The sequence below is a fragment of the Ruegeria sp. AF8 genome (assembly GCF_056541825.1).
Map to the genome: position 1 here is coordinate 872,388 of NZ_JBQFYW010000001.1, position 19,399 is coordinate 891,786.

Annotated in this window: 17 protein-coding genes; 10 read left to right on the forward strand and 7 right to left on the reverse strand. The window is 58.6% G+C overall.

The window, feature by feature from the left end:
• Positions 1–34 precede the first annotated feature (34 nt).
• The 7 genes from ACR0AO_RS04450 to ACR0AO_RS04480 form a co-directional block, all read right to left on the reverse strand.
• A complete protein-coding gene (locus tag ACR0AO_RS04450; RefSeq protein WP_480600322.1) occupies positions 35–268 on the reverse strand; it encodes a hypothetical protein in 234 nt (77 codons plus the stop codon).
• Positions 265–501, reverse strand: coding sequence for a hypothetical protein (locus ACR0AO_RS04455; RefSeq protein ID WP_480600324.1), 237 nt, complete (start codon positions 499–501; stop codon positions 265–267). The genes ACR0AO_RS04450 and ACR0AO_RS04455 overlap by 4 nt, the downstream gene beginning before the upstream one ends.
• 4 nt (positions 502–505) lie before the next feature.
• Entirely contained in the window at positions 506–742 is a 237-nt protein-coding gene (locus ACR0AO_RS04460) for a BolA/IbaG family iron-sulfur metabolism protein (protein WP_068331068.1), read from the reverse strand.
• Positions 743–889: 147 nt separating this feature from the next.
• Entirely contained in the window at positions 890–3,049 is a 2,160-nt protein-coding gene (gene purL, locus ACR0AO_RS04465; RefSeq protein WP_480600326.1) for a phosphoribosylformylglycinamidine synthase subunit PurL, read from the reverse strand.
• Positions 3,050–3,137: 88 nt separating this feature from the next.
• The gene (locus ACR0AO_RS04470; protein ID WP_480600329.1) at positions 3,138–4,178 is read right to left on the reverse strand and encodes a BamA/TamA family outer membrane protein; all 1,041 of its coding nucleotides are present in this window, start codon (positions 4,176–4,178) and stop codon (positions 3,138–3,140) included.
• A gap of 161 nt (positions 4,179–4,339) precedes the next feature.
• Complete coding sequence (locus ACR0AO_RS04475; RefSeq protein WP_480600331.1) at positions 4,340–6,619, reverse strand: mechanosensitive ion channel family protein; 2,280 nt, start codon at positions 6,617–6,619, stop codon at positions 4,340–4,342.
• 275 nt (positions 6,620–6,894) lie between these two features.
• Positions 6,895–7,803 carry a LysR family transcriptional regulator gene (locus ACR0AO_RS04480; protein ID WP_480600334.1) on the reverse strand — a complete coding sequence of 303 codons (909 nt, stop codon included), beginning with the start codon at positions 7,801–7,803 and terminating at the stop codon, positions 6,895–6,897.
• A gap of 170 nt (positions 7,804–7,973) precedes the next feature.
• Here ACR0AO_RS04480 and ACR0AO_RS04485 point away from each other — a divergent pair, with 170 nt between their 5' ends.
• The 10 genes from ACR0AO_RS04485 to ACR0AO_RS04530 all read left to right on the forward strand — a co-directional run bounded on the left by ACR0AO_RS04485 (position 7,974) and on the right by ACR0AO_RS04530 (position 19,391).
• Positions 7,974–11,393 carry an indolepyruvate ferredoxin oxidoreductase family protein gene (locus ACR0AO_RS04485; RefSeq protein ID WP_480600336.1) on the forward strand — a complete coding sequence of 1,140 codons (3,420 nt, stop codon included), beginning with the start codon at positions 7,974–7,976 and terminating at the stop codon, positions 11,391–11,393.
• Positions 11,394–11,471: 78 nt separating this feature from the next.
• Positions 11,472–12,350 (forward strand): lysophospholipid acyltransferase family protein, encoded by an 879-nt coding sequence (locus tag ACR0AO_RS04490; protein WP_480600338.1) that lies wholly within the window; start codon positions 11,472–11,474, stop codon positions 12,348–12,350.
• 8 nt (positions 12,351–12,358) lie between these two features.
• A complete protein-coding gene (locus ACR0AO_RS04495; RefSeq protein ID WP_480600340.1) occupies positions 12,359–13,168 on the forward strand; it encodes a glutamate racemase in 810 nt (269 codons plus the stop codon).
• A 93-nt stretch (positions 13,169–13,261) separates the two neighbouring features.
• Positions 13,262–14,290, forward strand: a complete 1,029-nt coding sequence (argC, locus tag ACR0AO_RS04500) for an N-acetyl-gamma-glutamyl-phosphate reductase (RefSeq protein ID WP_480600342.1) — start codon at positions 13,262–13,264, stop codon at positions 14,288–14,290.
• Positions 14,291–14,297: 7 nt separating this feature from the next.
• On the forward strand, positions 14,298–14,744 hold the full coding sequence (gene ccmE / locus ACR0AO_RS04505) for a cytochrome c maturation protein CcmE (RefSeq protein ID WP_480600344.1): 447 nt from the start codon (positions 14,298–14,300) through the stop codon (positions 14,742–14,744).
• A 122-nt stretch (positions 14,745–14,866) separates the two neighbouring features.
• Complete coding sequence (locus ACR0AO_RS04510; RefSeq protein WP_480600347.1) at positions 14,867–15,478, forward strand: holin-associated N-acetylmuramidase; 612 nt, start codon at positions 14,867–14,869, stop codon at positions 15,476–15,478.
• Positions 15,469–16,047: a holin family protein gene (locus ACR0AO_RS04515; RefSeq protein ID WP_480600350.1), complete on the forward strand. Its 579-nt coding sequence runs from the start codon at positions 15,469–15,471 to the stop codon at positions 16,045–16,047. The genes ACR0AO_RS04510 and ACR0AO_RS04515 overlap by 10 nt, the downstream gene beginning before the upstream one ends.
• A gap of 75 nt (positions 16,048–16,122) precedes the next feature.
• Positions 16,123–18,087, forward strand: a complete 1,965-nt coding sequence (locus ACR0AO_RS04520) for a heme lyase CcmF/NrfE family subunit (protein ID WP_480600352.1) — start codon at positions 16,123–16,125, stop codon at positions 18,085–18,087.
• The gene (locus ACR0AO_RS04525; RefSeq protein WP_480600354.1) at positions 18,084–18,539 is read left to right on the forward strand and encodes a cytochrome c-type biogenesis protein; all 456 of its coding nucleotides are present in this window, start codon (positions 18,084–18,086) and stop codon (positions 18,537–18,539) included. Before ACR0AO_RS04520 ends, ACR0AO_RS04525 begins: the two co-directional genes overlap by 4 nt.
• 75 nt (positions 18,540–18,614) lie before the next feature.
• A complete protein-coding gene (locus ACR0AO_RS04530) occupies positions 18,615–19,391 on the forward strand; it encodes an enoyl-CoA hydratase-related protein (protein ID WP_480600356.1) in 777 nt (258 codons plus the stop codon).
• Positions 19,392–19,399 lie beyond the last annotated feature (8 nt).

A 19,399-nucleotide genomic window follows, 5' to 3' on the forward strand; every position in this document is an offset into this window, starting at 1 on the left:
TTCGTGTCCTTGTGTCTGCCCGCAGAGGCGGTGATCATTTCATACTGTGGCGGCGGAACCACCGGTTTCCTCGTTCCAGTTCTTGATGCCCGCCATCGACCTTTGAAACCCCATCTGCTTCCCACGGGCGGCGTTTGAGATTTTCGGGATCGGGGCGCATATCCGACAACCGGCGTCGTGTGTTGCGTTTCAGATAGGCCTCAACCAGAGCGGCGGCAACCACCAAAGTGACGATTCCGCAACCGATCCAGATCAGCCATCCGCTCATTTTCGCGGCACCATTGCTCTGGTGTACTCATGCGGATCGCGGGTAATCCGCATCACGGTGCAATGTCCGCCACCAAATCCACCTGAGATGTATCCGTTGTCAATGATCTGATCTCCGTCGCCGGGTTCAGTTCCTCGCCGATCCTTGTTTTCGAGTTTTGCGCGGCTTCGGGCAAGCAGTGCAACCAAAATCACGGCCGAAACAATGAAGAATACCGTGAATGCCGCGTTCATTTGCCTACTCCGGCGCTTTCGTCGTCAGTGCCAGCGCGTGCAATTCTCCGTCAGGTCCATCCATCTTGCCCTTCAGGGCCGCATAGACCGCGCGCTGCTGCTGGACCCGATTTTTGCCGCGAAAGCTTTCGTCCACGACCATGGCGGACATATGCACGCCGTCATGCCCGCCGACCTGAATTTCCGCGTCCGGAAAGGCTTCGCGCAACAGGTGTTCGATTTCGTGGGCGCTCATCGGCATGTAGGTGTCTCCTGAAGGTCTTTCCAAAAGATGTAGAGCGATGCGCGGGGGGGCGCAAGATGTGACGGCCGTTCTGAAACGGCAAATCCCGCGCCCGGTCACAGGCGCGGGATTTGCCGTATCTGGGGCAAGAAGAAGAGTTGTGGATCAGGCCACAGCGGCAGCAAAACTGCTGCGGAAGGTCTCGGCCAGGTCTTCCAACCTGGCCTCTGAGCCGCCGATGCGAACGCTGTCGCCGGTAAAGCGGCCAACCGAGGTCAGCGGCACTCCGGCCTGACCGGCGGCGATCATCAGCGCTTCGGCCTGATCGAAGTTGCAGGCGACCAGATAGCGGGCCTGATCCTCGCCGAACAGGAACTCGGTCGGGGCGTCGTCCAGATGGATGCCGACACCTGCCGCCTCGGCCAGTTCGAACGCGGCCAGCGCGAGGCCGCCATCGCCCAGATCGGTGCAGGCCTTGATCATCCCGCGGTTGGCGCGGATGAACTCACCGTTGCGTTTTTCGGCGTCCAGATCGACATGCGGCGCGTCACCGTCTTCGCGGTTGAAGACCTCGGCCAGAAGGGCGGATTGGCCCAGATGGCCGTTGGTTTCGCCAATGACCAGAGCCACGTGGCCATCGCGGACCTCGTTGCCGATGATCTCATCGGTGTGGAACAGCAGGCCGACCGCGCCAATGGTCGGGGTGGGGAGGATCGCCTGACCGTCGGTTTCATTATAAAGCGAGACATTGCCGGACACGATTGGCATATCCAGCGCAGCGACGGCCTGTCCGATCCCCTGAATTGCGCCGACGAACTGACCCATGATCTCGGGTTTTTCGGGGTTGCCGAAGTTCAGGTTGTCAGTGGTGGCCAGCGGTTTGGCCCCAACAGCGGTCAGATTGCGATAAGCCTCGGCCACAGCTTGCTTGCCGCCCTCGACCGGGTTGGCGCGGACATAGCGCGGGGTGACGTCACTGGTGAACGCCAGTATTTTATCGGTGCCATGCACGCGAACCATGCCTGCGCCCAGACCCGGCGTGCGGGCCGAATCCGCCATCACCATGGTATCGTATTGTTCATAGACCCACTGTTTGCCCGCATAGTTGGGCGAAGAGAGAAGGGCGCGCAAACCGTCCACGGGGTCGATCTGGGGCACCTCGGTCAGTTCTTCGGCCTGCGGGGTCGGCTCCCACGGGCGGTCGTATTCGGGTGCGGTCGAAGAGAGTTTGGACAGAACCAGATCGGCCTTGACTTCGCCATTGTGCATGATCAGGAAACGGTCTTCGGCGATAGTTTCGCCGACGATGGCAAAGTCGAGATCCCATTTCTCGAAAACGGCGCGAGCCTCGGCCTCAAGTTCGGGCTTGAGGACCATCAGCATCCGTTCCTGAGATTCCGACAGCATCATCTCGTAGGCGGTCATGTTCTCTTCGCGCTGAGGGACGTTTTCCAGATCAAGACGCACACCCAGACCGCCCTTGTCGCCCATCTCGACGGCGGAACAGGTCAGGCCCGCCGCGCCCATGTCCTGAATGGAAATCACCGCGCCGGTCTGCATCAACTCCAGCGTCGCCTCCATCAGGCGCTTTTCAGTGAAGGGGTCGCCGACCTGAACGGTAGGGCGTTTTTCTTCGATGGTGTCGTCGAACTCGGCTGAAGCCATGGTCGCGCCGCCCACGCCGTCACGACCGGTTTTTGCACCGAGATAGACAACGGGCATACCGACGCCCGAGGCAGCCGAATAGAAAATCTTGTCGCTGTCAGCGAGCCCCGCCGCAAAGGCGTTCACAAGGCAGTTGCCGTTATAGGCGGGATGAAACCGAACCTCGCCACCGACGCAAGGCACGCCGAAACAGTTGCCATAGCCGCCGATGCCTTCGACCACGCCATTGACCAGTTGGCGGGTCTTGTGGTGACCCGGTTCGCCAAAGGACAGCGCGTTCATCGAAGCAATTGGGCGTGCGCCCATAGTGAAGACATCGCGCAGGATGCCGCCCACGCCGGTCGCGGCGCCCTGATAGGGTTCGATATATGAGGGGTGGTTGTGGCTTTCCATCTTAAAGACCACGGCTTGCCCATCACCGATATCCACGACACCCGCATTCTCACCCGGTCCACAGATCACTTGAGGCCCCGAGGTGGGCAGGGTACGCAGCCATTTCTTGGAGGATTTGTAGGAACAATGCTCGTTCCACATGGCCGAGAAGATGCCGAGTTCGGTGAAGGTCGGCTCGCGCCCGATGATCTCGAGGATCATGTCGTATTCTTCGGATTTCAGCCCGTGGGCTGCGATCAGTTCCGGTGTGATGGCGGGCTCTTGCATCGTCTGTCCTGTCCCCAAGCTGGCCGATATTGCGGGCCTTTTAGGGCAAGGGCGGGCCGGGGGGAAGTGCCAAGAAGGCGCAGTAGCCTCAGAACCGCTGCCCGACATAAATGTAGAGAGTGTTTTCCTGTTCGTCGTTGCGTGCCACATCGATGGAAAAGTCCACCGGGAACTTCTTGGAGACACGGTATCTTGCGCCGACGCCATAGGCCGTCTGGGTTCCATTGTCGCTGAGATTGGAAAAACTGTCGCCGGTTTGACCTGCGCCGCCAAAGGCAACAACACCAATTCGATCGCCAATGCGCTGGCGCAGTTCGACCTGAAGCGACGCTGAGCTGAAATTCAGGAACTGTGTTGCGGAAAACCCACGGAATGCATCCACTGTACCCAACCCACATTGATCAAAAAACGGCGTTCCCGAGGACGAGTCACAGATTGACAGCCGGGCGGCCACCGCGCCTGTGTTCCACGGGCTGAAATAGTAAGTGAAATTCATATATGCCTTGGAATAGTCGTCTACTAAACCGCTAAGGCTATAGCCACGATAGGCTTCGAAATGCAGGTTGTGACCTTCGGTCGGATAGATTGTGTCGTCTCTTGTGTCCCAGTCCGACAGTATGCCCACATTTGCAATTTCCGTGTTCAGGAATTGGTCGAACGGAGGGGGGATCGGGGGCAAACCCGGCGCGTCCGGTGTGATCGTGGTATCGAGATAACGCAGGCTTGCGCCAAAGGACAAATCCGGTGTGACGCCGTATGAAAGACTGATTTTTCCCAATACGCCATCCTGTCGGATCGGAAGGATTCCAGCCGTGTCCGTGTAAAGGTCGTAACGCACATCCGCCCTGGCATAAAGTGCGCTTATGATCCACTTGTTGTTGTTGAATTTTAGTTTCACCGAAGCACCACCGACGCGGCTGCCGTTGTCAGAAGCAAGCCCGCCGATGCCGATCACTGATGGATCCGAGCCTGGGTCGATCTTGTAGAGATATCCCATGCCGAGAACCAGACCCGAGCCGATGGTGGGATTCGAAAAAGGGATTGGCGCGACTATGAACGAGCCTCGCTTCGCGCCCGCTTTTTCGGATTCGGGATTGTTGCCCAAGTGACCGACCTGTGTATCGACCACACTGCCTGCTTCTTGTGCGTAGACTTTTTCCGGCGCCAATCCTGAAGTGCCCAAAACCACCAGTGCTGCTTTGAACCAGTCTGAGACAACAATTCCATATTCTCGAAAAACTGGGCGACTAGGCGATTGACAACGCCCGGTGAATGGCGTTGGGCGTTTTACTATTTCTTTTCTCCCTGTTGGTCTTGCAAATTGGCTTGCTGCGCAATCGCATCGCCTGCGGCGGCCCCGACGGCGGCCTTTTGTTCGTCCGTCAGATGTTCGGCCTCATCGAGGCCCGGAATGGCGACGCGCACTTCGCGCCGGGCAAAGTCGATGCCGTTTTCCTTGAAGGCGGCCTTGACGCGGTTGAAGATCTCTTTGCGCAGGGTGAACTGTTTGCCCGGTTTGGCCATGAACTTGCCACGTATGATCATGCCGACATCGTCGAAGTCAAAGACGCCCTGCGACTTGAACGGTTCCAGGAAGCCATCTTTGTGGAGTTCGTCCTCCATCATCTCCGCACCGATTTTCTTGAAGATCTTCTTGACCTTATTCGGGTCGGTGTCGAACGGCACGGTGAATTTGAGCTTCATGATCACCCAGTCGCGACTGTAGTTGGTGAGCTTCTGTATCTCGCCATAGGGAATCGTATGCACCGGCCCACGATGGTGGCGCAGTTGCATGGACCGGATCGAGATTTTTTCGACGGTCCCTGTCGTGCCACCCACATCGACATATTCGCCGACGCGAAATGCGTCGTCGATCAGGAAGAAGATGCCGCCGACAATGTCCGAAACTAGCTTTTGCGCACCAAAACCAATGGCCAGACCCAAAATCCCGGCACCTGCCAGAAGTGGCGTGATGTCGAGGCCAAGCGCGCCAAGGGCCAGAAGGCCGAAAATGACGGCGATAGCGACCTGGGCCGTCACTCGCAGCAAGGGCAAAACCGTGGCCAGGCGCGAGCCGCCGGCTCCTCCACCCTCGCCAGCTTCTTCATCCGGGCTCTGCCCGGAGGCGGTTTGTTCCTTGGCCAGGCGCCGGTTGATCCAAAGCGATACAACTTCGTTAAGGATGTATCCGATGGCGGCAATGATGAAGAACTGGATCACTTTTCCGCCTGCATCAGTGCCCGCTCCGGCGATTTCCTGAAGGTCAAGATCCCATGCGTTCGCGATCATCAGGATCACAAAGACGCCGGCAAGGACGCGTCCAATACGGATATAGCTGCGTTTGGTCGACTTATACGCGCGTTCCGCAATCGGCCCGACGCCAATCATCGGCGGTTGCAGATGGCGCACCAATCCGCGGATCAGTGTGTCGATGGCCGGGGCAATCATCAGCCAGAACATGGTGGTGAAATGGGCGCCTTCACCCAACGACACAAGCACGGACGGGTCGGCGACCGCCGCGAGATACTCGACAACGAACCACATAACGACGGATACGCCGATGGCAAAATAGGGGTAGAATTCCGCCGCACGTTCATCGAATTCGGTGCGATCCGGATCGGTTCCGCGCATCATGTCGCTCAGACCCTCGCGCGCGGTCCATGCAATCACCGCGATATAGATATGGATCGACGTGTTGAGCCAGAAACCGAGCCGGGTTTCCCCTATCGAAACACCGTTCTGGGTGTTGAAGATGATGATGAACATCGTGAAGCCGATCAGCAAAAACAATCCGATCAGGTTGCGATGCAGGTATTTTGCCCAGTGATCGTCGATGTTCACCAGCCGCAGGGAGGATTTTTCAGGGGCCAGTACAAAGCGCGAGATTGCGGCGCCCAGCCTCGGAAACCAGATCAGATAGAATACGAAGGGAGCGACATGAGCGATCTGCTGTTCGTCCAGCAACCGACGGCCGACAAATACAAGAACATAGTAGAAAACCAGCAAACCCAGAAGTTCGCGACAGAACCGGCGGAACAGAAACGTGACCGCACCGCGCAGGTCTGAGGACGAATCGCTGGGAACCACTCTGGTCCATCTTCTTGTCCAAAGGCCGATGGCTTTTTCCGCAGCAAAGCCGATTGCCAACGCCAAGAACGTATATCCGAACAGGGCAAGCAACCCGCTCGAACCGAAGGTCGCAGCAAAATTGGTAACGGCTTCAAATTGCTTGGAAAAGAGCGAGGGCAGCTTTTTGATCACATCCACCCAGGATGCGGCCATTGCCGTGACCGTGGTGGTGATCGTGCCGACCAGCCCCTTTTTCGAGCCGACCGCTTCGGTTTGTTTTTCCGCGACAGCGTCGAGGCGTTCCAGCAGCAGCGCCCGAACCTGATCGTCCGACATGCGGGCCACAAGGTCGTCCACCTGTTCCGGAGTCAGGTCTTCGGGAACGACAGGCGTTGCGGTCGAACTGCTGGATGATGTGCTTCCGGGAACCTGTGCAAGCGATGCGGTTCCCAGAACAGCGACGAGTGCGATTGCCACAAACAGTCGGAATAAGCGGAACATAGATAGCCCTCGGTAACAATTTTATGTTTGTTTTCCGAGATCATAAGCGGTTGGAGCCAATTTTCCAGAAGATTCCCTTCGAACCGGTGCAGGCGGGGGCGAAAGCCAAAAAAAAGGCCGAGCTCTAAGCTCGGCCGAAGTCCAACAGGGAGGTATGAAGATGATGAGCGTTACAGCATCACCGCCTTCGAGGCTTCATTTAAGGATCAGTCGCGGGCCGTTCAAGAGAAACTAGGGTGCAAACGCTTCATGCCCGATATGATCAGAGCGCATAGCTATAATTTTCCAAGCTGTCTCAATTGTTTGCGGTGTGCGATGATCTCTTGCTGCACGAAATCACGAAACGCCGCGATGCGTTGCGAATGCCTCAGTTCCTCGGGATAGGCGAGGTATACCGGTACATCCGCGCTTTCGATGTCAGGAAGGACGCGCACCAGGTCCGGAAAGTCTTCGGTGACGTAGTCCGGCAAAACGCCGATGCCGAGATTGTGCAGGACACCTTGCAGCACTCCAAAATAGTTGTTCACTGTCAGCAACGAACCGGGATTGTAGGTCATGAGTTCCTGGACCAGCGAAGCCCCGGCGCCGACTTGCGCGGAAGACGGATTCTGGCAGATGAGCCGGTAATTCACCATATCGCTCAACGATTGCGGCATCCCGTTGTGGCTGTCGATGTATCCGGTGGTGGCATACAAGCGCATCTGCACGGTCATCAGACGTTTGCGGACGAGATCCGCCTGGCTGGGTTCTTTCATCCGGATGGCGACGTCAGCTTCGCGCATCGGCAGGTCCAGAACACGCTCTTCGAGCATCAGGTCGATGTTCAGATCGGGGTATTTTTCATAAAGTTTCGGCAAGCGCGGGGCCAGCCATAGCGTGCCGAAGCCAAATGTTGTGGTGACGCGCAATTCACCAAAGACCTCGTCTTCGCTGTCGCGTATGCGCGCGGCAGCCGCATCAAGACGTTTGGACATGGCGGAGGTCGCATCAAACAGCAATTCTCCCTGCTCGGTGAGAATCAGTCCGCGTGCATGGCGATGGAAAAGGGTCGAATGAAGCGATTCTTCGAGCGCGCGGATCTGTCGGCTGACCGCCGATTGGGACAGATTCAGCTTGTCCCCGGCATGTGTCAGGCTACCCGCATCGGCAACCGCGTGAAATATTCTGAGCTTGTCCCAATCCATCGCAGCAACTTTCGTTATGAGCCAGCAGCCCTATATGAAAGAGGTAACAATTTCCACACTCAAACGATGAGGCTGTAACGGAAATAGGAAATATCACCTATACAGGTCAGAATTTATGACCTAATATCGAAACAGGTTATCGCACGCTATTTGGCGAGGGGAGACGTCAGGTGAGTCAGCAAAAAATATCGCTCAATGACAGGTTCGATCTGGAAAAGAGTCCTGTTCTTTTGAACGGAACCCAGGCGCTCGTGCGTCTGATGCTCATGCAGAAAGAACGGGACCGGCGGGCAGGATTGAATACCGCCGGATTGGTCACCGGGTATCGTGGATCGCCCATGGGGGCGGTGGATCTTCAGATGAGCCGGGCACAGAAACAACTGACCGAGAGCGACGTCCTGTTCCAATACGGTCTGAACGAGGATCTGGCCGCCACCGCCCTTTGGGGTAGTCAACAGGCCGGCCTTCGCGGCGACGGAAAATTCGACGGCGTATATGGTCTCTGGTACGGCAAAGGGCCGGGAGTCGACCGCTCGGGTGATGTCATGCGCCACGCCAACATGGCGGGAACCGGCAAGCATGGCGGTGTGCTGATGGCCATGGGGGATGACCATACCGGTGAAAGCTCGACCGTATTGCACCAATCGGAATGGTCGCTGGTCGATATGTATATGCCGGTTGTCAGTCCCGCGGGCGTGCAGGAAATCCTTGATTTTGGCATTTACGGGTTTGCGTTGAGCCGGTTTGCTGGTCTCTGGGTGGGTCTCAAGACCATGAAGGACACGATCGAGGTAACGTCGGTGGTGGACGGAAGTCCCGGTCGCATGCAACTGGTCGTCCCTGAATTTGATATGCCCGAAGGCGGGTTGAACATCCGGCTTGGCGATACTCCGCACCTGCAAGAGGCGCGCATCATCGATTACAAACGCTTTGCGGCGGAAACGTTCTCGCATGCAAACAAGATGGACAGGCGTATGTGGGGCAAGCCCGGCGCCAAGATCGGCATCGCTGCCGCGGGCAAGAACTGGCTCGATCTCGTCCATGCGATGTCCTTGTTGCATATCGATGAGAATGAAGCCGAGCGTCTGGGAATAACGACCTACAAAATCGGTCAGACTTTCCCGCTTGACATGAAGGGTTTTCATGACTGGGCCGAGGGGCTGGACCTGATCATCATCGTCGAGGAAAAGCGCAAGCTGATCGAGGTGCAGGTCAAAGAGGCGATCTTTGACGACCGTCGCGGACGTCGCGTTTATGGCTGGTACAAGGGCGGTGCGGGTACGATGCACCGTGAGGAACTGTTCCCGACGCGCGGCGCGCTGGATCCGGTCATGATTGCCGAAAAGATTGGGCAAATCCTGATCGAAGAGGGGCATGACACCGACGGGATTCGTGCCGGGCTGAGCAAGCTGGATGACGCCCGCCGCGCCGACAACGCGCAGGAAATCGCGTCTCGGCTGCCGTATTTCTGTTCCGGCTGTCCGCATAACAGTTCGACCAAGGTGCCCGAGGGCAGCCGGGCCTATGCCGGGATCGGGTGCCACTATATGGTGCAGTGGATGGATCGCAACACGACCGGGTTCACCCAGATGGGTGGCGAGGGCGCGAACTGGGTCGGCGAAGCACCGTTTTCGAAAACCAATCATGTATTCCAGAATCTTGGCGACGGTACCTATAACCACTCCGGTGTTCAGGCGATCCGGGCCGCTTTGGCGGCCGGGACGAATATTACCTTCAAGATCCTGTTCAATGACGCGGTTGCGATGACCGGTGGGCAGCAGAACGAAGGCGACCTGACCGCCGACCGGATCGTGCGGGAAGTGGAAGCGATGGGCGTCAGGCACATTGCAGTTGTCTATGACGAAAAAGAGGATGTGGATTTCAAGGCGCTGCCTTCGGGTGTGAAGACATTCGAGCGGGCCGAGCTGCCGAATGTTCAAAAGACGTTTCGGGACATCGAAGGTGTGTCCGTCATCGTCTATGTTCAGACCTGCGCCGCCGAAAAGCGCCGCCGCCGCAAGCGGGGAACATTCCCCGATCCGGACAAGCGCGTTTTCATCAACACGGACATCTGTGAGGGATGCGGAGATTGCGGCGTTCAATCGAACTGTGTTTCCATTGTTCCAAAAGAAACCGAACTGGGTCGCAAACGCGCCATCGATCAGTCAAGTTGTAACAAGGATTTTTCATGCCTGAATGGGTTTTGTCCGTCCTTCGTGACACTTGAAGGGGCCAAGCTCCGCAAAGAGGCCACAACCGAGATCGACATTCCGCACCTTCCGCAACCGACGCTGCCCGAGATCAACGGCACCCATAACGTTGTCATAACCGGCGTCGGGGGCACCGGCGTCGTGACCATCGGCGCGGTGCTGGCGCAGGCGGCACAGATCGACGGCAAGGGCGCGGGCATGATGGAAATGGCCGGTCTGGCCCAAAAGGGCGGGGCAGTTCAGATCAACTGCCGGCTGGCAAACAAACCCGAAGACATCAGCGCCATCCGGGTCGCCACGGGCGAGGCGCATACGCTGATCGGAGGCGATCTGGTGGTGTCCGCCGGAGCCAAGACACTGGGTCTGACGCAGACGGGAAAAACCGGGGCCGTTGTCAACAGTCACGAAATCATCACAGGCGATTTCACGCGAGATACGGAGTTCCAGATCCCTGCGGACCGGTTGGCATTGGCGCTGGAGGCGCGGTTGAAAGACCGGCTTGATCTGATTGACGCCTCGGCACTTGCGCGTGCGGTTATGGGCGATTCCATCTACTCCAACATGATGATATTTGGCGCCGCCTGGCAGCGTGGGTTGTTGCCGATCAGCCATGATGCGATCCTACAGGCGATCGAATTGAACGGGGCCGCAGTGGAGCGCAACAAGCGTGCCTTTGAAATCGGACGGTGGGCGGTGCTGCATCCCGGTGAGGTGGCGAATATCGTTGCGCCAAACGTGGTGGACCTGCCGAAAACGCCTGAGGAAAAGATCAATTTCCGCGCCGATCATCTGGTGGCGTATCAGGGCAAGCGACTGGCAGGGCGCTATCGCAGGCTGGTGGATGGTATCGAGGATGTGGAACTCAGGGAAGCGGTGGCCGAGGGTTATCACAAGCTGTTGGCCTACAAGGACGAATACGAAGTCGCCCGGATGCTGCTGAGCAGTCGCGAGAAAGCCGCCGAGGAATTCGACGGCGACTTCAGGATGACTCTGCATCTGGCCCCTCCGATCCTTGGCGGGAAGGGACCGGATGGGCGCCCGAAAAAGCGTGAATATGGTGAATGGATGCTTGGGCCACTCAAGCTGATGGCGCGGATGAAGGGGCTGCGGGGCACGCCGCTCGACATCTTTGGCTATAGCGCCGAGCGCAGGTTGGAGCGGGCGCTGATCCGTCAATACGAGAAGGACATGAAAGAAGTCCTGCCGATGCTGTCGTCGCAAACCCGGGACGCCATCATCGCTCTGGCCCGTTTGCCGCTGGATATCCGGGGGTTCGGGCCTGTGATGAAGGCGAATGAGGCCAGGGCCGCAAAACGGCGCGAAGAATTGCTGGCGGTGATCCGCCAGGGCGGGCCGGAGGTGAAAAAGGCGGCGGAGTAATCCGTCACACTCCGGTCATGAAGGCTATGCAAGAACGGAGCCCGCCCTTATCCAGCGGGCATCGATTCGGAGAAAGTCATGCCATCGCGCCGTCATATTGCACGCGACATCACCTATGCTCATTCCGCCGCCACGCGCGGCGGGCGCGCCATGATCCGACTGATGGAAAATGCGACGGGACGGCTGAGGCTGATCAGACGCGCGGACGGGTATGAGAACGAGGTCGCCGCGGGGCGGGATTTCTGGGAGGTTATGGCCGATCGCTATGGTCTGACGCTGGATGTCGCCGGTGGGTCGCTGTCGAATATTCCCAGCCACGGCCCCCTGATCCTGATCGCCAATCATCCCTACGGAATTCTCGATGGGCTGATGATGGGTCATATCCTGTCGCAGACGCGGGGAGAATTCAGAATTCTGGCGAACCGGGTGTTCCGCAAGGCGCAGGATCTGGACAGGGTGATACTCCCTGTCTCCTTTGAAGAGACGAAAGAGGCGGTCAAGACCAACCTTAAAACCCGGACGGAGTCGCTGGACTATCTGGACGGGGGCGGGGCGATCGGCATTTTTCCCGGCGGCACTGTCAGTACGTCGGCCCGGATGTTTTCGCATCCGATGGACCCCGGCTGGCGCGGGTTCACGGCGCGCATGATCGGAAAATCCAACGCGGTGGTGGTGCCGCTTTTCTTTGACGGCCACACGTCACGCCTGTTTCAGATCGCAAGCCATCTGCACAGTACTTTGCGGATGGGGTTGCTGATCAAAGAGTTCAACAAACGCGTCGATACCTCTGTACGCGTGGTCGTCGGAATGCCCATCGGACGTGACATTCTGGACCCGTTGTCGCGAGATACGCGCAAGATGATGGATTTTCTGCGCAAAGCCACGTATGAGCTGTCTCCGGAGCCGCTGGAGTCGTATGACTATGGCTATGAATTCGAGGAACGGCATCGCGCCTGAAGGGGCAAATGGCAGTAGGCATCTTTGATTCCGGTTTGGGCGGGCTGACCGTCCTGAACGCCGCGCAGAAACGCCTGCCGGATGTGGAGTTTTTGTATTTCGCGGACAGCGCCCACGCGCCTTATGGTGTGCGGGATGCCGAGGATATCTATCAACTGACGCGCAAGGCGGTACACGATCTCTGGGATCGGGGCTGCAATCTGGTGATTCTGGCCTGCAACACCGCCAGCGCCGCGGCCCTGCGGCGGATGCAGGAAGAAGGCGTTCCTCCGGGCAAGCGGGTTCTGGGTGTGTTCGTGCCTTTGATCGAGGCGCTGACCGAGCGGCAATGGGGCGACAACTCGCCACCGCGCGAGGTCGAAACCAAACATGTGGCTTTGTTTGCGACGCCTGCTACAGTGGCGAGCCGCGCGTTCCAGAGAGAACTGGCGTTCCGCGCCATCGGTGTGGATGTCGAAGCGCAGAGCTGCGGCGGTGTGGTCGATGCCATCGAAGACGGCGACATGATCCTGGCCGAGGCGCTGGTGCGCAGCCATGTGGATGCGCTGAAGCGCAAGATGCCGCATCCGCAGGCAGCCATTCTCGGATGCACGCACTATCCGCTGATGGAGGCGACCTTTCAGGCCGCGTTGGGTGAGGATGTGAAGGTCTTCTGCCAGGGATCTCTGGTGGCCGACAGCCTTGCCGACTATCTACAGCGTCACCCCGACATGATGGGCGAGGGCGAGGGTGGTTTCGTGACCACCGGCAAGCCCGGTTTTGTCAGCGACCGGGCGACTCAGTTTCTCCGACGACAGATCAGCTTCGAAGCCGCGTGACTTCGGTCAAGGACGGCGTTCATCCGGTTATCTATTCCCGTGACCGTCACATCGGCGGTCAAATCATGTGACATCCAAGAGAAGAGGTCTGACATGACCCACAAAATCGCAATTCTGGGCGCATCCGGCTATACCGGCGCCGAACTGGTGCGGTTGATCGCCGAACACCCGAGCATGGAAATCGCTGCGCTTGCCGCCGAGCGCAAGGCGGGCCAGAGCATGGCACAGGTATTTCCGCATCTGCGGCATCTCGACCTGCCGGACCTGTGCAAAATCGAAGAGATCGATTTCGCTCAGATCGACCTGTGTTTCTGCGCCTTGCCGCACAAAACCAGCCAGGAGATTGTACGTGATCTTCCGAAGTCGCTGAAAATTGTCGATCTCTCGGCTGATTTCCGGCTGCGCGACCCGGCCGAATACCAGAAATGGTACGGCAATCCGCATGCCGCGTTGGAGTGTCAGGCCGAGGCCGTCTATGGCCTGACCGAGTTCTATCGCGATGAGATCAGAGGCGCGCGGCTGGTGGCGGGCACCGGCTGTAATGCCGCGACAGGCCAATATGTTCTGCGGCCCCTGATTTCGGCGGGGGTGATCGATCTGGATGACATCATTCTCGATCTGAAATGTGCGGTTTCCGGGGCAGGGCGGGCGTTGAAGGAAAACCTCCTGCACGCCGAGCTGAGCGAAGGCTATAACGCCTATGCCATCGGCGGCACGCACCGGCATTTGGGTGAATTCGATCAGGAATTCTCCAAGATCGCCGGACGTACGGTGCATGTGCAATTCACGCCGCATCTGATCCCGGCAAACCGGGGCATTCTGGCCACCACATATGTGCATGGAGATCCGCAGAGCGTTTATGAAACGCTTTGCAACGCCTATGAAAATGAACCTTTCATCCGGATGCTGCCCTTTGGCGAGGCACCTTCCACGCATCATGTGCGCGGTTCCAATTTCTGCCATATCGGAGTGACGGCGGATCGGATCGAACGGCGCGCCATCGTAGTCGGCGCGCTGGATAACCTGACAAAAGGTAGCAGCGGGCAGGCCTTGCAGAACGCCAACCTGATGTTAGGTGAGCCTGAAACGAGGGGTCTGATGATGGCTCCGCTATTCCCGTGAGGACGACATGAAATCGCTCAAGAAACGACGTCGCGTACAAGTTATTCTGCTGGCCGCGGTGGCCCTTGCGCTGGCGACAGGTTTGATTGGGTATGCGATGCGCGACGGCATCAACTTTTTCCGCGCGCCCAGTCAGATCATCGCCGAACCACCGGGACCGGATGAAGTGTTCCGGATGGGCGGGCTGGTCGAAGAAGGCACGCTGGTGCGCGGCCAAGGAGAGGCGGTGAAGTTTTCGGTCACCGATGGCGGCGAAAGTGTGCCGGTGGTGTTTACCGGTGTGCTGCCCGACCTTTTCGCCGAGAACCAGGGCATGATTGGCACCGGCCGCTATGTGAACGGCGTGTTCGAAGCAACTGAAATTCTTGCGAAACACGATGAAACGTATATGCCGAAAGAGGTCGTGGACGCGCTCAAGGATCAGGGCGTCTATAAGGAAGCCGGCGAAAGCTGATCGCGCTTCATCAGGGTAAATCCAAAGGTCTGGACAGGGCGTTGCAGTTGCAGCGCCCTTTTTGTTGTCCTGGGGTTTATCGTTTTACCTCAGCGTTTTCGTGGGTTTGCGGAGGGTTCAAGATGCAGACGGTCAGACAGATCGCCGAAGATATCGTAAAGCGGGAAGGTGGTTTCGTGAACGACCCGGACGACCCGGGCGGCGCGACCAATTTCGGGATAACTATCCACACGATGCGTCGTTTGGGGCTGGATCTGGATAAGGATGGGGCGATCGGGATTTCGGATGTCCGGCAATTGTCGCGGAATCAGGCTGTTGGGATTTTTCTGGAGCACTACTATCAGAACCCCCGGATCGGAGAGATGCCGGATGCGCTGCAGGCGCCGCTTTTTGACATGTATGTCAATGCCGGTGCGCAGGCGGTGCGGATTCTGCAAATCCTGTTGCGGGACATGGGTTTCGAAATCGCTGTCGATGGGGCGATCGGACCACAGACGATGCACGCGGCTTTTACGGCGTCTCGACCAGATGGTCCGGTTTTACGGGATGCCTACGGCATAGCGCGCAGGAATTATTATTTCCGGCTTGCGGATCATAGACCGCCGTCGCGGAAATATGTGCGCACCCGGAACGGCGGCAAGGGCGGCTGGATCAGACGGGCCGAAGCCTTTATTTCGCCCCGCTATCATCTGGGTGAGGAGGAATTTCGGGAAAGGACCGCGGCATGGGACTGATTTCGGGAATTCTGGGTTTTCTGTTTGGAAACAGCCGCAACGTGGTTGCCGAAACCGCCGGAGTATTCCGCGAGAATGCCGAGGCCGGGGCAGGGCGCCAGTTGACCTTGCAAACACAGGCGATGGAGCAATTCGGTGCGGAGTTTTCAGTGCCGCGAGAGGGAGTGTTCGACCGGTTCGTCGACGGTCTGAACCGGTTGCCACGTCCGGCGCTGGCATTTGGAACGCTGGGGCTGTTCGTTGCGGCAATGATTGATCCGCTGTGGTTTGCCGAACGGATGCAAGGCCTTGCCCTTGTGCCCGAGCCGCTTTGGTGGCTGCTGGGCGTGATCGTGTCTTTCTATTTCGGGGCGCGGCACCAGGCCAAGACGCAGGACTTTCAACGCGAGATTGCCGGGGTGGCCGCGCGGGTGCCGCAATTTGCCCGAAACATCGCAACCATAGACCGGATAAGGGCGGATGACCCGGGCGTTGCTGATCCCGGAAGCGATGCCGCCATGACGTTGTCTTCGGTTGAGGCGCAGGAGAATCCGGCGCTTGAAGAATGGCGCAGGCGGCGCGGGGTGTGAGCCGCGACACTTTGTGCGCGGCCTGAGGGCGAAAGTGATTGGAACATGCCGGGCCCGCGCAGTATATGTCGGGCCATGATTACAGAGCTTGGCCACTTCGCCCTGATCCTCGCCTTTCTGGTTGCCATTGTGCAATCAGTTGTCCCGCTCGTTGGAGCCCATAAACGCTGGTCCGGATGGATGGCGATGGCGGAACCCGCCGCGACGGCGCAGTTCCTGCTGACCGCCTTCGCGTTCGGTGCTCTGGTTTGGGCTTTCGTCACATCTGATTTTTCATTGCAGATCGTTGTGCAGAACAGCCATTCTGCCAAGCCGATGATTTACAAGATCAGCGGCACATGGGGGAATCACGAAGGCTCGATGCTGTTGTGGGTTCTGATCGTCACCCTATTCGGAGCCATGGCGGCCTGGTTCGGTGGCGGGCTGCCGCCGACCCTGAAGGCGCGTGTTCTGGCGGTGCAGTCGGCTATCGCGGTGGCCTTTTTCGGGTTTATCTTGTTCACTTCAAACCCGTTTCTGCGATTGATTGTGCCGCCCTTTGACGGGCAGGATCTCAACCCGTTGCTACAGGATCCGGGATTGGCCTTTCATCCGCCATTTCTTTATCTGGGATATGTCGGGCTCAGCATGGCCTTCAGTTTTGCCGTGGCCGCCCTGATCGAAGGCAGGATCGATGCCGCCTGGGGCCGCTGGGTGCGCCCCTGGACGCTGGCCGCGTGGATTTTTCTGACAATTGGCATCGCGCTGGGATCGTGGTGGGCTTATTACGAACTGGGCTGGGGCGGGTTCTGGTTCTGGGACCCGGTCGAGAATGCGTCGTTCATGCCTTGGCTTCTGGCGGCCGCGCTGCTGCACTCGGCCATCGTGGTGGAAAAGCGCGAGGCGTTGAAAAGCTGGACTATTCTGCTGGCGATCATCGCATTCGGGTTTTCGCTGATCGGCACGTTCATTGTGCGTTCCGGACTTTTGACTTCGGTCCACGCCTTTGCCAATGACCCGGAGCGGGGCGTGTTCATCCTGATCATTCTGGCGCTGTTTATCGGTGGCTCGCTGACGCTTTTTGCCGCCAGGGCGCAGGCGATGGAGGCGAAAGGCGTGTTCGGAATGGTCAGCCGCGAAAGCGCGCTGGTGCTGAACAATATCCTGCTTGCCGTGGCGTGTTTCGTCGTGTTCTTCGGCACTCTCTGGCCGATCGTCGCCGAAATGGCCTTTGGCCGCAAACTGTCGGTCGGTGCACCGTTCTTCAACGCTGCATTCACGCCGTTCATGGTAGCCCTTGGAATTGCCCTGCCGCTTGGCTCCATGCTGCCGTGGAAACGGGGCAAGCTGGGCAAGGTCGCCTGGTCTCTGCGTTATGCTTTCGGTCTTGCCGTCGCATTGATGTTGCTGGTCTGGGTCATGCAGTCCGGACGCAGCGCGCTGGGGCCTGTGGGCCTGTTCCTGGGCGCATGGATCACCTTTGGCGCCGCCGTCGATTTGTGGAGCCGGACAGGCCGCAAAGGCAGTTTGGCGCGCATGATGCGCCTGCCGCGCGCCGATTGGGGCAAGGCGGTCGCGCATTCGGGGCTGGGCATCACCATGTTCGCGATTGCAGGGCTGATGGCCTGGGAGGTCGAGGATATTCGCGTGGCCCGTTTAGGCGAACCGTTCGAGGTGGGCGGCTTCACCCTGACGCTTGAAGATGTGCAGCGTGTCGAAGGCCCGAACTATTTCTCGACGATGGGATCGGTGAAGGTCGAAAAGAACGGGCGCTATGTCACAACCCTCAATCCCGAAAAACGGGACTATCCCGTGTCACGTATGCCAACGACCGAAGCCGCCATCGACTATCGTTTCCTGCGGGACGTCTATGTTGTCATCGGTGATCGCCAGCAGGACGGAAGCTGGACGATGCGGACCTATATCAAACCGCTGGCCAACTGGATCTGGGGGGGCTCGATCCTGATGGCGCTTGGCGGGGTTCTGTCCCTGTCAGACCGGCGATTCCGGGTTGCCGCCGGTGCCCGAAAATCCCCTCATGCCGGAGTGCCTGCGGAATGAAACGGCTGATCCTGATCCTTTTGTTCCTGGCGGGGCCGGTTCTGGCAGTGCAGCCCGATGAAGTTCTGGACGATCCGGTTCTGGAAGAGCGCGCGCGCGATTTGAGCCAGGGATTGCGCTGTCTGGTTTGCCGGAACGAAAGCATTGACGAGAGCAATGCCGAGTTGGCCCGTGATCTGCGGATTTTGGTTCGTGAACGTTTGGTGGCGGGCGACACGGACAAAGAGGCGATTGATTTCATTGTCGAACGTTATGGGGAATACGTTCTGCTCAGGCCTACGGCCCAAGGGGCGAACTGGCTTTTGTGGCTGGCGGGGCCTGCCATGCTTTTGGTGGCTGCGGCCATGGGATGGCGTTTCGTTCGCAATCGGTCGAGCAGAAAAGCGCCTGCCGCTGAGAAGGCCCTGAGCGATCAGGAAAAGGAACGGTTGCGTCAAATTCTCGAAGAGTGACGCGCGGTTCCGCTTTCCCTGCACGTCAGCTTGCGCCAGTTTGCGTTCGACAGGAACGCAGGCGAGGGGCATTTCATGCAGTACGACACCATAACGTTCGAGATCGCCGGGAACCTGGCGGTTCTGACGTTGAACCGGCCCGAAAAGATGAACGCGCTGACCGCCCAGATGCGGGCCGAGATCACCTATGCGATGCATGAAGGGGCGCGCAGCGCCCGCGCCATTGTTCTGACCGGCGCGGGCGACGCTTTTTGTACCGGCCAGGATCTTGGCGATGCATCCAGTACAGGCAAGATCGATCTGGAGCGCGCGTTGCGGGATGAATACGAGCCGATGCTGCAATCGGTCTATGACTGCCCGGTGCCGACGATTGCCGCCGTCAACGGCCCTGCCGCCGGGGCAGGGGCAAATCTGGCCTTGTGTGCCGATGTGGTGATCGCGACAGAACGCGCCTATTTTCTGCAGGCTTTTGCGCGGATCGGCTTGATGCCGGATGCAGGCGGCACATGGTTCATGCCGCGCCAGATGGGGTTCGCCAAGGCTATGGGCGCTGCACTTTTTGCCGACAGGATCAGTGCGCGCCAGGCGGATGATTGGGGTCTCATCTGGGAATCGGTGGCGGATGATGATTTCGAGGCCCATTGGCGCGGGCGCGCGACCTATCTGGCCAATGGTCCAACCGCCGGTTTCGCTGCGATCAAGAAAGCGATCCGGGGTACCTATGACCGGACATTGCCTGACCAGTTGGCGGCCGAGGCGCATTTGCAGGGCGAATGCGGGCGCACCCGCGATTTTGCCGAAGGCGTGGTGGCATTTCTGGAAAAACGCCCGGCAAAGTTCGAAGGTCGCTAAACCATTGA

Bases quoted from the DNA above. Each gene is read 5' to 3' on its own strand.
- ACR0AO_RS04480 (WP_480600334.1), bottom strand. From the start codon at position 7,803: ATGGATTGGGACAAGCTCAGAATATTTCACGCGGTTGCCGATGCGGGT.
- ACR0AO_RS04520 (WP_480600352.1), top strand. From the start codon at position 16,123: ATGATTACAGAGCTTGGCCACTTCGCCCTGATCCTCGCCTTTCTGGTT.
- ACR0AO_RS04460 (WP_068331068.1), bottom strand. From the start codon at position 742: ATGCCGATGAGCGCCCACGAAATCGAACACCTGTTGCGCGAAGCCTTT.
- ACR0AO_RS04510 (WP_480600347.1), top strand. From the start codon at position 14,867: ATGCAGACGGTCAGACAGATCGCCGAAGATATCGTAAAGCGGGAAGGT.
- ACR0AO_RS04475 (WP_480600331.1), bottom strand. From the start codon at position 6,619: ATGTTCCGCTTATTCCGACTGTTTGTGGCAATCGCACTCGTCGCTGTT.
- ACR0AO_RS04525 (WP_480600354.1), top strand. From the start codon at position 18,084: ATGAAACGGCTGATCCTGATCCTTTTGTTCCTGGCGGGGCCGGTTCTG.
- ccmE (WP_480600344.1), top strand. From the start codon at position 14,298: ATGAAATCGCTCAAGAAACGACGTCGCGTACAAGTTATTCTGCTGGCC.
- ACR0AO_RS04450 (WP_480600322.1), bottom strand. From the start codon at position 268: ATGAGCGGATGGCTGATCTGGATCGGTTGCGGAATCGTCACTTTGGTG.
- argC (WP_480600342.1), top strand. From the start codon at position 13,262: ATGACCCACAAAATCGCAATTCTGGGCGCATCCGGCTATACCGGCGCC.
- ACR0AO_RS04490 (WP_480600338.1), top strand. From the start codon at position 11,472: ATGCCATCGCGCCGTCATATTGCACGCGACATCACCTATGCTCATTCC.
- ACR0AO_RS04495 (WP_480600340.1), top strand. From the start codon at position 12,359: ATGGCAGTAGGCATCTTTGATTCCGGTTTGGGCGGGCTGACCGTCCTG.
- ACR0AO_RS04515 (WP_480600350.1), top strand. From the start codon at position 15,469: ATGGGACTGATTTCGGGAATTCTGGGTTTTCTGTTTGGAAACAGCCGC.
- purL (WP_480600326.1), bottom strand. From the start codon at position 3,049: ATGCAAGAGCCCGCCATCACACCGGAACTGATCGCAGCCCACGGGCTG.
- ACR0AO_RS04455 (WP_480600324.1), bottom strand. From the start codon at position 501: ATGAACGCGGCATTCACGGTATTCTTCATTGTTTCGGCCGTGATTTTG.
- ACR0AO_RS04530 (WP_480600356.1), top strand. From the start codon at position 18,615: ATGCAGTACGACACCATAACGTTCGAGATCGCCGGGAACCTGGCGGTT.